The sequence below is a fragment of the Candidatus Aminicenantes bacterium genome (genome assembly GCA_026393795.1).
Taxonomy (GTDB): domain Bacteria; phylum Acidobacteriota; class Aminicenantia; order UBA2199; family UBA2199; genus UBA2199.
Map to the genome: position 1 here is coordinate 1 of JAPKZL010000014.1, position 12,589 is coordinate 12,589.

A 12,589-nucleotide genomic window follows, 5' to 3' on the forward strand; every position below is an offset into this window, starting at 1 on the left:
TGAGCATCCTCATGGGACTGGTCAGCAACTATCCTTTGGCCCTGGCTTCGGGTATGGGCTTGAACGCGTTTTTGGCTTACGGCGTGATCATCGGCATGAAAGTGCCTTGGCCGACAGCCATGGGCATCATCTTTATTGAAGGAGCCATCATCACCCTCTTGGTTTTGACCAATGTCCGTAATCAGGTGATGAACGCGATTCCCTTGGATCTGAAACGGGGCATTGGCGTGGGCATCGGCCTGTTAATTACCGTGATCGGCCTGGAGAATGCCAAGTTGATTGTTTCCAGTCCGGCGACGCTTATCACTTTCGGCAAAATCGGTCCCGAAAGCCTGATTGCCTTGGCGGGAATTTTGCTCAGCGCCTGGTTAATGGCCAAAAAAATCAAGGGCTCTTTTTTGCTGGGCATCATTTGTTGTACGGTACTGGCAGTGCTGGCCGGCCTGGTTGCCCTACCCAAGGTGTGGGTGGCCGGGATAAGGCCCGAATATTTTAAAACCATATTCGCCCTAGATATCCCGGGTGCCCTGCGCCTGGGACTGCTGACCACAATTTTCGCTTTTTTGATCACTGACTTTTTTGATACCATGGGCACGGTCGTGGCGGTAGGTGAACAAGGTGGCTTTATGGACAAAGACGGACAAATCCCGCGTTTGAAAAATATTCTGCTGGTCGATTCGTTGGGGGCTGTCGGCGGCGGTTTGTTGGGTTGCAGTTCGGTGACAACTTACGTTGAAAGCGCCGCCGGAGTCGCCGAAGGCGGTCGCACCGGCCTGACTTCGGTGGTTACCGGAAGCCTTTTTCTGCTGGCGGTTTTTTTCACGCCTATCGTGGCCATCGTTCCCAGTTACGCTACGGCGCCGGCCCTGATCCTGGTCGGTTTTCTGCTGATATCCGGTGTGCGCTCCATCTGTTGGGATGATATCAGCACTGCGCTGCCCGTATTTTTAACCATCACCATGATCCCTTTCACCTTCAGTATCGCCAAGGGGATCGGGTACGGCCTCATCTCCTTCGTGATGCTGAAGCTGCTGACCGGGAAATGGAAGGAAATTCATCCGCTGCTGGCCTTGGTGGCCCTGCTTTTTGCCATTGATTTTTACATTTCCTGAGTTAATTGCCCGGCAGGTTATAAATAAAAAAAGACTTGACAATACATACAATTGAATATATATTTATATATGTGAGGTGCGAGGTGAGCCGTCCAAAAGTTATTTTCACCCTTGATCAGGATATCATCGATGAACTCAATACCGTTTCCGTTGAACTCAAGGAAAAGAAGAGCCATATCGTGGAAAAAGCCCTGATGCTCTATTTCGATATTCTGGACATCAAGATCGCCGATAAAAGGATGAACGACGTCAAGAAGGGTAAGTCCAAGCTGATCCCCGCCAAAGACGTTTACGAAGAACTCGGCTTGTGAGATACAGCGTTTTTTATGAAGAGCGAGCCGCAAAGGAACTAGCCAAGATAGACAGGCCCTACCAACTGCTGATTAAAAAGAAAATCGAGCAGCTGGCGACTGATTTCGAATCCATGTCCGGGAACCTGAAACCGCTAAAGGGAAAATATGATTATTTCCGGTTGCGGGTCGGCAGTTACCGCGTGATATTCCATAAGGACGCCAAGAAAATCATGATCACCATTGTCCGCATTGGCCATCGCCGGGAAGTTTACAAAGATTTATAAATTCCGGCAGTCAAGGTAAATCTTATTCATAACCGCTGCTTTTGCTTTACCCGCGCCCTAAAATATCTCTTTCTCGATCGCACCTCAGAATCGATCCTGGCGCGTCCTTTTCCAAATGCCTGGCTGTAGAAACCAATTCCTCAAAAAACCTATATTTTTACTATCTCAAAATCACTTTCAGTAAAGTGGTATTATTTGTCAAAACCACCTCACTTAAACCTCCATCATGTCACCCAAACTTCATGACGGACAAGGATGAATCTGCCATTTTCATCTTGGCGGAAATAGTAGGTGTTCCCACTGATGCCACTCTCAGATGTATTGAATGAGTATTCATCTGTTTTTGGATTGAAACTGATGGAACGAATCAATTCCATATTGATGGATAGTTGGTCCAGATACTTCTCTTGCATTTCGTAGGTTTTACCTTCAATCGCTTCCAGCAGGCTCCGCGCTTTTGAATATGAAATCTCGTTGTTTATTTGGATGTCGAGTATCCGGTCTTTGATAGGGAAACGTCTGCACACTTCGAATTGGTGATAGCGGTCATCGAGGATCGTGAACCAGCAATCTATTTTGTATTTTATCTTTTCTTTATCAAACAAGCCATGCAGCCATTTCCGGTTGAATATTTTGACGACCCGCTTAATGATGTAATCTCCAATGATTTCTGGTTCGAAGATGACCCTGGCTCCCCGATAAATCGGATAGTTAGGTTCTTCTTCTGGAGAGGCAATGATGATCTTTTTTATTCCCTGCGTCGAATAGTTTTTTGCGATTTCAAGGATGAATTTGATATCATTTTTTGAATAACATCCATTTGTCTTAGATATGATTTCAACATCTTGACCAGACACATTGATTGCAGCCAATATAGCAAATATAAAAGCCGGTGTTTTTTTCATCTTGAAAATAATTTTATCATGTACTCATGTTGTTTTAAATGGGGAACTATATTAACTAATAGGAAAATCAATTTCCCTAAAGGAATATAGGTGCTAGGTCCTGAAGTCAAATTTCGGGATAAATTTTTTTGTATTCCCGATCGAAGTCGCTTTTCCCGCAAAGCATCATGGCGCTGAGCGGCATGAGGGTTTTGACTTTTTCAGCCAGCTGGTGGGCCAAATGGCGGATATCCCATTGGGCGTGCTCGTCGTCGCGCAGGCGTACGAAATGATACATTTCCCGCAGATTCATCTTCATCAGGATGCAACGGCAATGGGAATTGGTCAGAATGTAGTCGGCAGCCGGACCGTATGCCGCTTTTATTTTTAAATAGGCGCTGTTGGTCAGGTCGATGATGCGCTTGAATTCCTTAGCCAGCCCAGCGTCGGTTACGCTTTTTGGCACGACATTGCCGAATTCCGGCCGGTAGTCGCCTACGATCAGCGTCGCCAGGCGGTGGCGTTTAAGCTGGGCGAAATTGGCGGCGCTGATCAGCGCTTGAAAGGAGATCTCGGCCATCTCAAATTCCCGCGGCGGCGCATCGAAAAACTGGATCTTGCCGAAAAAATCCCTGAACATGGCTTTTTTTTTCGTGAAGCTCGTCTGGCGCATAATCCCCATGGCCTGGGGGAACGAAATATTTTTAGTGCTGCTCATGAAAGAAGCCAGGACGAGGTCGTCGCTGTTTTCGCTGCAGGAAACGATCTCGGCTTCGCCGGGCGCGTTCAGGGGAGCGGCGAGGGGGATGTCCGGCCAATGTTTTTCAAGGGCCAGGTTCGCTTCCCGGTCAAACCGGGACGGCTCCGGGAACAGGATAATCGATGGGGCGATGGGCATGACCAGGGCGTGCATTTTTTTGGCGAGCTTGCGCACTTCGTTCCTGGCGCTGCAGTTGCAGCGGCGAAAAAGATGCTCCAGATTGCGGGCGTTGATCGTCATGCCCACCTGCCCCTGGGTGGCCAGGGAGAGGATATAGCGGGCATCTTCCTTGGCTTTGCCTTCCAGGAGTTTTCGCTCGGAGGAGCTTTCCCCGGCCCGGGCGTATTGTTTCTGCCAATGGGCGCACAGGGCGGAGAAAGCCTTGGCATAGAACTGGTTCTGCAGCAGAATGGTCCTTTGGAACAGTTTTTTCAACGCCGGCTCTTTGATCTCGTCGGGGAGAATGTAATCTCCGCTGAGGGTGACGTAGCGCTGCGATTTTTCGGTGTAGGAAACCAGGCGGAATCTTTCGATTTCCTCAAGGGCCAGGCGGGAAATTCCCATGATATCAAAATTAAAAACCGCATGTTCGGCCACCGAATGGTGCCCCATGGCGAATATGATCTTCTGGTTTGATTTTCTGGCTTTCTCGACGTCCTGGCAAGCCTTTTTCCTGAGCTGGTCGATAGGCAGGGGACTGCGGCTGATCCTGGCATAGGCGGCACTGAGGGTTTCCGGGGTCATGGTAGCGCGGCCGGCGCGGTTAAGGCGCTTCAGCATGGCGCTGTCTACGTTGAAACCGGCCAATTTAACCCGCAATGTCTCCTCCCGAACGGTTTAAAACAACATTGAATTCTTACTATAATTTCAAGTCGGCGATTCGCTTCAATACTTCCTGGGCGCTCTCATCGACCGATTGGTTGTTCCAGATATCGATGGCGGGGATCTGATCGGCCTGGACGATCTGGTCGTACAGCTTGTCCATCGGCCCGTAATGGACATGCTCGTGGTCGCGCAACCCGCTCTTGGGGATTCTCTTTTCCAGCTCTTTGCCATCGATGCGCACCCGGAATATCACGGCATACGAGCCGATCCAGAAGCGGTAGAGGGTTTCCAGCAGCCGGTTGTTTTCTTCCATTTGGTTGTTTGCTTTTTTCTCGCTCAGGAATTTTTTCCACTTCAGCCAGTGATCCAGCAGTGAGCAATCGCAGAGAAGGTAATCGGGCTGGTTCAGCGAGCGGATATTTTCTTCATTTATTTGATTGCTGATGAAAAAAAACTGGCTGATGAAGCCGGCCTTCTGATCGAAATCGAACGGGCTGCTCAAGCGGAGGTCGGGGACGTCCTCGACCCTGGATTTCAGCGAAAGTATTTTCCTGACTTCCGTCAATATCGATGTCTTGCCGCTGCCCGGGATTCCAGAAAAGGCGATCTTGTGCATTACTTGATTTTAGGCAAGATCGCGCTGAAAGTCAAATTTACTTTTTCGCTAAACTTTGTTATGATTCAGTTTATGAAATTCAAGAATGAAAAAACGGCCACTGAAAAAATCATCCCATGACCAACCACGAGATCGCCAGGATTTTTGACAAAACGGCTTTTTTCCTGTCGCTGCAGGATGAAAGTGACGCCAAAATCGCCGTTTATGCCCGGGCCGCCAAGAACATCAATGACTACCCGGCCGCCATCGAGGACATGCTTCTGGCCGGAGAAGATTTGATGAAAATCGAGGGCGTCGGCAAGATTCTGGCGCAGCAGCTGGAGGATCTGGTCATCATCGGCTCCCTGCACATCCTGGAAGACATGCTTAAAAAATTTCCCGGGAGCTTGTACGAGCTGGCGCAGATCAAGGGCATCGGCCCGAAAACCATCCTGAAAATTTTTTCCCATCACCAAATAAAATCCTTGGCCGAATTGAAATTATTTTTACGCAGCGGGGAAAGCTTGGCAATCGCCGCCCCGGCCATGAGCAAGATTCAGGAATTTTTCGAAAGATGAAAATCGTCCTGGCTTCGGCCTCGCCCCGGCGCCAAGAACTTCTGAAGCTGATCGGCTTGAACCCGGAAATTATCATCCCGAATGTCGATGAAATCATCCGCCCGGGCGAAACTCCGGCGCTTTTTCTGGAGCGGGTGGCCATTGCCAAGGGGATCGACGTCTATCGGAAGAAATTTTATTCTCACCTGCTGATCAGCGCCGACACGGTCGTGCTGCTGAACAATGCCCTGATCGGCAAACCGGTCGATCGCAGCGACGCTTTTAGGATGTTGCGGCAATTGTCCGGGCAGCGGCACGACGTGCTGACCGGAGTTTCGCTGATGCATCAGGGCGAAACCCGTTTTGAAATTTCCCGCACCGCCGTCTATTTCAAGGAACTTGCCGATAGCGAGATCGATTTCTATCTGGAGCGCGAGAGTTACTTGGATAAGGCCGGTGCCTATGCCATCCAGGGTCGGGCCGCCATTTTTGTCGAACGGATCGAAGGTTGCTATTTTAACGTCATGGGTTTTCCCTTGAACCTGTTCTACCGCATGGTGAAAGACAGGGGCTTGAATCTGTATGAGTGAAGCGAGCGGGCGGGGACTCGGCAAGGATGTGACGTTGGGGGCCACCGGCTTGCGGGTCCGGCGCATGGGCATGGGGGGGATCCCCATTCAGCGCCTGACTTTGGCGCAGTCGGACCGGCTTCTGGGAAATGCCGTCGGCGCCGGGATCAATTTTTTTGACACGGCGCGCATCTATACCGATAGTGAAAGCAAGATGGGACGGATCCTTTCCCGCCATCGCAGCCAGGTCGTCATCGCCAGCAAATCCTTCAGCCGCGACGCGGCAAAAATGTTGCAGGATATCGAAGCCAGCTTGAGGCATTTGCGGACCGATTATATCGATCTGTACCAATGTCACAATATCGCCAGTGAAGGCGATCTCGCCAAAGCCCTCGCCGACGACGGGGCGGTGGCCGGGCTGGTCAAGGCCAGGGAGCAGGGCAAGATCCGCCATATCGGCCTCTCCGGGCACAAACCGCGGATCGTCAAGCTGGCCCTGGCCCAGTTCCCCTTCGCGACCATCCAGATCCCTAGTAATTTCATTGAAACCGATGCCCTGGCCGACCTGGTCCCTCTGGCCAGGCAACGGCAGATCGGGGTGATCGCCATGAAGCCGATCGGCGGCGGCAACATCCGCGAGATCCAGCTGAACTTCCGCTTTATCTTCAACCAGGGCATTGACGTGGCTATCCCGGGCATGGATTCCGAAAAGCAGGTTGCCGAAAATGTGGCCGCCCTGGAAAACATTTCGCCGCCAAGCGTAGAGGAAACCGTCCGCCTGCAGAAGGAGAAGGACCGCCTGGGCGACCGCTTTTGCCGGCGTTGCGAATACTGCATGCCCTGTCCGCAAGGTTTGCCGATCGCGTTTTTGCATGTCTTGAAAAACTATTACTTTTTATACGATCTGCGCGATTGGGTCTGGGAGCGGATCGACGCGCTGGCCAAAACCTACAAGGACTGCGTGGCTTGCGGCGAATGCGTCGCCAAGTGCCCCTACCATCTGCCTAGCCCAGAGATCTTCCGCGCTACCTGGGAAAAAATGCTGGCCGACAAAGCGGCGGATGATCGGCAAACAAAAAAGATCTGAAACTTCCAGGCGGTGGACCGGCAGGTTTTTTCTTTACAGGGCCGTCCGGCTGTGCTACAGTCGCCGGGCGGAGGTCCCATGCCAAGGAATTCGCAAAAATTGCTCTGGAAACCAGGCACCATGCTATACCCTTTGCCCGTGGTGCTGGTCAGCTGCGGCGAGTACGGCGGGGCGCACAACATCATCACCATCGGCTGGACCGGTGTCGTTTGTTCCGACCCGGCCATGTGTTCGATTTCCATCCGTCCGGAACGCTTTTCATACCGCATCATCCGTGCCCGCGGTGAATTCGCCATCAACCTGACCACGGCCGCCCTGGCCAGGGCCGTTGACTGGTGCGGGGTAAAAAGCGGCCGCGAGTTCGACAAGTTCAAGGAGATGAAACTCACGCCCCTGCCGGCGAAATTCATCGGCGCCCCGCTCATCGGCGAATCGCCGGTGAACCTGGAATGCCGGGTGAAGGAAATCCGCGAACTGGGCAGCCACCATATGTTCGTCGCTGAAATTTTGGCGGTTCATGCCGATCCCGGTTATTTCAACCCCAGGAATGGATTTTTCGACCTGGCCGCGGCCGAGCCCCTGTGTTATTGCCATGGCCATTATTATCGGCTGGGGAGGCATATCGGCAAGTTCGGATTTTCAGTCGAACAAAAGAAAAAGCGTCGCCTGCCCCACAAAAAGCAAGCCCAATGATGACGCGGCGCATGCGGCGGGAGAATTCCGAATTTGAAAAAATAATGTTTTTTTTCTAGCATGGTCCCGGAGCCGTCATGAACCCTATGATTTTGGAGGTGCCCATGGATGCAAAAAAGAATTTGTTCCGCTTACTCGTTTGGCTGGCGTTGTTGTTGTCCATGCTCCCGGGCGCGGTCGCCGCGAAGAGCAAAGAAGGCAAGGCCGATAAACCGGCATACGTTTTCAAAGTGATCGGCTCGGTCAAGCGCACGCCGGTCAAAAACCAGTATCGAACCGGAACCTGCTGGTGCTTTTCCACCATTTCCTATTTAGAGTCGGAACTGCTGCGCCTGGGCAAGGAAGAACTGGACCTTTCGGAAATGGTCGTGGTAAGGAATACCTACCCCAGGAAGGCGGTCAATTACGTGCGCTTGCATGGCAACGCCAATCACAGCCAGGGCGGGCAGGGCCACGATGTGCTGGAATCGATCAAGTGTTCCGGCATTGTCCCGGAATCGGTTTATCCCGGGATGACGATCGACGAAAAACGGCACAATCACGGCGAGATGGTCGCGGTGCTGCAAGGGATCCTGGATGGAGTGCTAAAAAGGGACGGAACCCGCGTCACCCCGCGCTGGCTTGACGCGTATGAAGCCGTGCTGGACATCTACCTGGGCAAGGTTCCCCCGTCCTTCGAATACCACGGGGTAACTTACACTCCAAAAAGCTTTGCTGACGACTATCTGCAGCTCAAGTATGATGATTACATCGAATTGACCTCGTATGATATTTACCCGTACTACCAGAAATGCCGATTGGAAATTCCCGATAACTGGACCTATGACGCCAATTATTACAATCTCCCCATTGATGATCTGGAAAACATCGTCGATCAGGCCTTGAAAAACGGCCATTCGCTGGTTTGGGACGGCGATGTCAGCGAAAGGGATTTTTCCCGCGGCCGGAGTGATACCGAGCATGGCAGCGGCTACGCCATCGTTCCTGTAAAAGATTGGGAAGACCTGACCAAAGCGGAACGGAATGAAAAGGTCTTTGGACCGGTGCCCGAGAGGGAGATCACCCAGGAGATGAGGATAAAGACCTTCGATAATTTTTCGACCACCGACGACCACCTGATGCATATCGTGGGGCTGGCCCGGGAACAGAACGGAGGCAAGTTCTATCTGACCAAGAATTCGGGCGGGACCGACCAGCCCAACCAGGGTTACATCTATCTTTCCCGTTCCTTTTTCCGTTTGAAGACCACGGCCATCCTGATCAACAAGAATGCGCTGACGCCGGAAGTCAAGGAGAAATTGCACATCGATTGATCGCTTTTCCCTTCACCGTCTGTCGCTTCTTCCGGATTTATGCCGGCTTTACTTGCGGATGCGGCTGTACTATAATCAAAAAATGGACACACGGCAGCAGATCCAGGAAGAGAAACTGCAGAACATCATCAACCCACGCCAGGCGAACCGGGAATTCAAGATCACCATCCGTTTTCAGAAGCATTATTCCAAAAATTTTGAAAAAGCCCTGGCGCTGGCCAGGAAGAACAAGTATTTCCTCGAGGACGGCGAGGGGGATTTTTACAAGGCCTACGCCAGTTTTTTCCCCCCCGAGGTGGAGGATCTTTTTAATCTTTTTGAGCTTGTCAAGGAGCATGAGACCACCAAGATTTATTTAAACAACAAATCGATCCCATATATCCAGGATCTTTGGCTTTTTCTAATGTGGTTCTACCGCATAAAATAGGTTTCTGGAAAAATTATTCAATAAGAACTTGACTTTTTTACAATATTAAATTATAAAGTTATCTTGCTTAGGAGGTCTTCTATGAAAAAAATAGGGTCGATCCTGCTTGTACTATGCTTGACCAGTTTTATTTTAATTTCTTTTTCCGGCTGCGATCAATTGAAGATAAGCAATTTAAAAGCCAACAAGCACTTTAAAATGGCCAACCGCTTTTTCAACGAGGAAAAGTACAAGAAAGCAATTGTTGAATACGAGGCTGCCCTGGCGCTGAATCCCGATCTGAAAGCTGCTTTTTATTACCTTGGCAGCAGCTATGTGTCGGTTTACAAGCCCGGCGACGATTCCGAGAAGAACAAGGATATCGGCAACAAGGCGACTGAATATCTGCAGAAGGCTTTGGAATTGAATCCCGAAAACAAGGATATCATCCAGTCGCTGGGTGATATCAACGATAAAATGCGGAATTTCGAACTGGCTGAAAAATACTACCTGGAAATCCAGAAGTTCACCCCCAATGACCCCGTCTCCTACTACAACCTGGCCGGTTTTTACAGCAACAACGGCAGGTACGACAAGGCCATCGAGATGTATGAGAAACGGATCGCCCTAGATCCCTCCAATCCGGAAGGTTACCTTTATTTGGCCGGGTTCTTCCAGGACAAGCGCAAATGGGATGACGCCATAAAGAATCATGAAGTCCGCATTCAAAAAATCTCCGAAAACACCAGCATGGAAGAAAAGGAAAAGACGGAGCTTCTCGCCGATGCCTACTATCGCTTGGGCGTTGTCTGCTGGAACAAGAGCTATCAGACCCCGGCCGATGTCATGGGGCCGGTTGAACGCCTGCAAGTGGTCCAGAAGGGGTTTGATGCCTTGAATAAATCCACTGAATTGTCCCCCACTTTCCCCGATCCCTGGGCCTACATGAGCTTGCTCTACCGGCAAAAAACGATCGCCGAACCGTTGAAGAAGGCCGTTTATGACAAAGAAGCTGAAAAAATGGTGGCGAAATTCCAGGAACTGCGCAAGCGGAAATTGGCCACCGAACAATTTATGAAGGATCTCTCCAAAGAAAAGTAATCATTAAAACCCCCTGTTTTTCCAAAAAACAGGGGGTTTTTTTTACCCAATACCTTTCGACCTCGACTGGGCAAGGCAAGATTTGACAGATTTACCTAAAAAGGTTATATTTCCTGGCATGAAAATCAATACCAAGATTCGCTATGGCTTGCGCATGGTTATCGCCATCGCCCAGGCCAACAAGCTGGTGAATACGACCGAATTGGGAAACGGCATGCATGTCTCTCCCAAATATCTCAGGAAACTGGCCGGACCGTTGGAAAAAGCCGGTTTGATCAAAAGCACGCAAGGAATTTACGGGGGGTACGAACTAAGCAAGAACCCCGTGGATATCAATATCCGCATGATTTTGGACGCTTATGGCGAGCAATTGTCATGGACCGACTGCGTACTGGGGAAAAAATGCGATTTGAGGGATTCCTGCCAGGCCAAGCAAGTGTGGGAAATGCTGGAAAAAACATTGCAAATGCATTTTTTGCCGATAACCATACGCGATATTTTGGACAATAAGATGGCCCGGCTCTGATTTTTTGGCCTGGGCCGGGCCCCGCCGACAGGGGTCGGCCGGTTGACAAAAGGCCGAAAATATAGTAGTATCGATACAAGAATAATGAACAAATATGGTGCGGTTTTTTTAAGCGGATTTTTTTTGCTATTTGGCACTATTTTTTGTCAGGAAGATTTCTTAAAGATCGAGTGCGCGGTCTCCCCCCGTTCCATCAGGCAGGGAAACGAGGGCGTACTCAAAATAAAAATTGTCGTCCGCAACGGGGTCAGAATATCATCCAACCCCGAATTCTTGATCAAACTGGATGAAAACGAGAATCTTTCTTTTTCAAAAATTTTTTTTGCCGGGTCCGAATTGAATTTGCCCATCACCCAGGAAAAAGAAGGGATTTTTTTGGATCCGCAAAAGGAAATCGAGGTGCCTTTCAAGTTGAGCGAATCGGCGCTGCTGGGGAACCTGTCGGTTAGCGGCGAAATCGTTTTTACCATTTTTTTCCAGGACAACTGGTCGGTCAAAACCACACAAAAATTTGCCGCGAATTTTATTTCCCGTAAAAATTACAAGATCAAAAAAAAATGAAGTCGGCCTATAACAAGTTTTGCTCCTGGTACCAGCGGACGGTCTCGCGCAGGGCGGAATCGGTCGGGCGCAGGGGTTGAAAATGAAGCCGATCGCTGCTTTTTTCCGCGGAGCATGTCCAGACCGGGAAGCGTATTTCACGGAATTTGTCGCGATTGAAAATGGTTTTTCTTTTAGAAATGCGAATGCGCAGCTCGGAAAGCTCGGCCAGGAACCAGGCCAGTGTTTCGGGGACCATGACCTTGCGAATTCCTCCCCCCATCGACCGGTGGGCGGCAAGCATGAAATCGTCCCATGGAATGGGCTCGACATTGGTGATGTAGAACGTTTCGTTTTGGCCGGGGCTGTTGGCGGCGGCAAGCATGCCTTTCACTAAATCGGTAACGTATATGACCGAATACATGCGTTGCTCGCGGCCGAGCTCGGGCAGAATCCCCTTTTTGAGAACGCGAAAAATGGTGAGCATGTCCATGTCGCCCGGGCCGAAAATGATCGGCGCCCGGATGATGATATATGGGGCCGGGCTGTACGCTTGGATTATTTTTTCCTGGGCCAATTTGCTTTTCCCGTACAACGAAACCGGGTTGTCCGGCATCCCCTCTTTTAAACAGGGGATTTGCCGGTTGGGGCCGGCGGCGGCCAATGAGGAAAGCAGAACCACTTTGCGCAGTTTTTTCAATGGCCGTAACTTGTCAAGAAGCGCCATTGTGCCCTGGTGATTGCAATGGACAAACTCCCGCGGGGAAATCACCTTGGTTAAGGCGGCCAGATGGAAAACCATTTCGATATCCGCCGGGAAGGCCTCGGCCGTGAACAGGTCGCCGGCAATGGCGGTGACGCGATCGTGGAAGTCGAATTGTTCCAGTTTCTTCAGGTCTCTCACCAGGGCATACACGGTGTTTCCTTTATCCTTGAGCAACTCCCTGATCAGGTGGTTGCCGACGAATCCCGTGCCTCCGGTTACGAGTATGTTCATGCGGCAATTCTATATAATCCGTTTTAAATTTGCAAACGAGGAGTAAA

At 50.5% G+C, this 12,589-nt stretch carries 16 protein-coding genes; 12 read left to right on the plus strand and 4 right to left on the minus strand.

Going from position 1 to position 12,589, the window contains the following annotated elements; translation table 11 throughout:
• The 3 genes from NTW95_00605 to NTW95_00615 all read left to right on the plus strand — a co-directional run.
• Positions 1-1,112: NCS2 family permease (locus NTW95_00605; GenBank protein ID MCX6555926.1), on the plus strand; the 1,112-nt coding region annotated here is incomplete at its 5' end.
• 83 nt (positions 1,113-1,195) lie between these two features.
• Complete coding sequence (locus tag NTW95_00610) at positions 1,196-1,423, plus strand: hypothetical protein (GenBank protein ID MCX6555927.1); 228 nt, start codon at positions 1,196-1,198, stop codon at positions 1,421-1,423.
• On the plus strand, positions 1,420-1,689 hold the full coding sequence (locus NTW95_00615; GenBank protein ID MCX6555928.1) for a type II toxin-antitoxin system RelE/ParE family toxin: 270 nt from the start codon (positions 1,420-1,422) through the stop codon (positions 1,687-1,689). Before NTW95_00610 ends, NTW95_00615 begins: the two co-directional genes overlap by 4 nt.
• Positions 1,690-1,913: 224 nt before the next feature.
• Here the strand turns inward: NTW95_00615 and NTW95_00620 are convergent, their stop codons facing one another.
• The 3 genes from NTW95_00620 to NTW95_00630 all read right to left on the minus strand — a co-directional run bounded on the left by NTW95_00620 (position 1,914) and on the right by NTW95_00630 (position 4,774).
• On the minus strand, positions 1,914-2,594 hold the full coding sequence (locus NTW95_00620; GenBank protein ID MCX6555929.1) for a hypothetical protein: 681 nt from the start codon (positions 2,592-2,594) through the stop codon (positions 1,914-1,916).
• A gap of 106 nt (positions 2,595-2,700) precedes the next feature.
• Positions 2,701-4,152, minus strand: a complete 1,452-nt coding sequence (gene thyX / locus NTW95_00625) for an FAD-dependent thymidylate synthase (protein ID MCX6555930.1) — start codon at positions 4,150-4,152, stop codon at positions 2,701-2,703.
• 40 nt (positions 4,153-4,192) lie between these two features.
• Positions 4,193-4,774 (minus strand): hypothetical protein, encoded by a 582-nt coding sequence (locus tag NTW95_00630; protein ID MCX6555931.1) that lies wholly within the window; start codon positions 4,772-4,774, stop codon positions 4,193-4,195.
• Between the two features lie 116 nt (positions 4,775-4,890).
• Between NTW95_00630 and NTW95_00635 the strand changes: the two genes are divergently transcribed.
• The 9 genes from NTW95_00635 to NTW95_00675 all read left to right on the plus strand — a co-directional run bounded on the left by NTW95_00635 (position 4,891) and on the right by NTW95_00675 (position 11,566).
• Positions 4,891-5,331 carry a helix-hairpin-helix domain-containing protein gene (locus NTW95_00635; GenBank protein ID MCX6555932.1) on the plus strand — a complete coding sequence of 147 codons (441 nt, stop codon included), beginning with the start codon at positions 4,891-4,893 and terminating at the stop codon, positions 5,329-5,331.
• The gene (locus NTW95_00640; GenBank protein ID MCX6555933.1) at positions 5,328-5,900 is read left to right on the plus strand and encodes a Maf family protein; all 573 of its coding nucleotides are present in this window, start codon (positions 5,328-5,330) and stop codon (positions 5,898-5,900) included. The genes NTW95_00635 and NTW95_00640 overlap by 4 nt, the downstream gene beginning before the upstream one ends.
• Positions 5,893-6,966: an aldo/keto reductase gene (locus tag NTW95_00645; GenBank protein MCX6555934.1), complete on the plus strand. Its 1,074-nt coding sequence runs from the start codon at positions 5,893-5,895 to the stop codon at positions 6,964-6,966. The genes NTW95_00640 and NTW95_00645 overlap by 8 nt, the downstream gene beginning before the upstream one ends.
• Positions 6,967-7,044: 78 nt before the next feature.
• A complete protein-coding gene (locus NTW95_00650) occupies positions 7,045-7,659 on the plus strand; it encodes a flavin reductase family protein (protein MCX6555935.1) in 615 nt (204 codons plus the stop codon).
• A 104-nt stretch (positions 7,660-7,763) separates the two neighbouring features.
• The gene (locus NTW95_00655; GenBank protein MCX6555936.1) at positions 7,764-8,972 is read left to right on the plus strand and encodes an aminopeptidase; all 1,209 of its coding nucleotides are present in this window, start codon (positions 7,764-7,766) and stop codon (positions 8,970-8,972) included.
• An 82-nt stretch (positions 8,973-9,054) separates the two neighbouring features.
• Entirely contained in the window at positions 9,055-9,399 is a 345-nt protein-coding gene (locus tag NTW95_00660; GenBank protein ID MCX6555937.1) for a hypothetical protein, read from the plus strand.
• A gap of 81 nt (positions 9,400-9,480) precedes the next feature.
• Positions 9,481-10,479, plus strand: a complete 999-nt coding sequence (locus NTW95_00665; protein MCX6555938.1) for a tetratricopeptide repeat protein — start codon at positions 9,481-9,483, stop codon at positions 10,477-10,479.
• A gap of 118 nt (positions 10,480-10,597) precedes the next feature.
• On the plus strand, positions 10,598-11,005 hold the full coding sequence (locus NTW95_00670; protein ID MCX6555939.1) for an Rrf2 family transcriptional regulator: 408 nt from the start codon (positions 10,598-10,600) through the stop codon (positions 11,003-11,005).
• A gap of 84 nt (positions 11,006-11,089) precedes the next feature.
• Entirely contained in the window at positions 11,090-11,566 is a 477-nt protein-coding gene (locus tag NTW95_00675) for a hypothetical protein (protein ID MCX6555940.1), read from the plus strand.
• 7 nt (positions 11,567-11,573) lie between these two features.
• Here NTW95_00675 and NTW95_00680 read toward each other — a convergent pair whose 3' ends face one another.
• Positions 11,574-12,542, minus strand: a complete 969-nt coding sequence (locus NTW95_00680) for an NAD-dependent epimerase/dehydratase family protein (GenBank protein ID MCX6555941.1) — start codon at positions 12,540-12,542, stop codon at positions 11,574-11,576.
• Between the last annotated feature and the right edge of the window lie 47 nt (positions 12,543-12,589).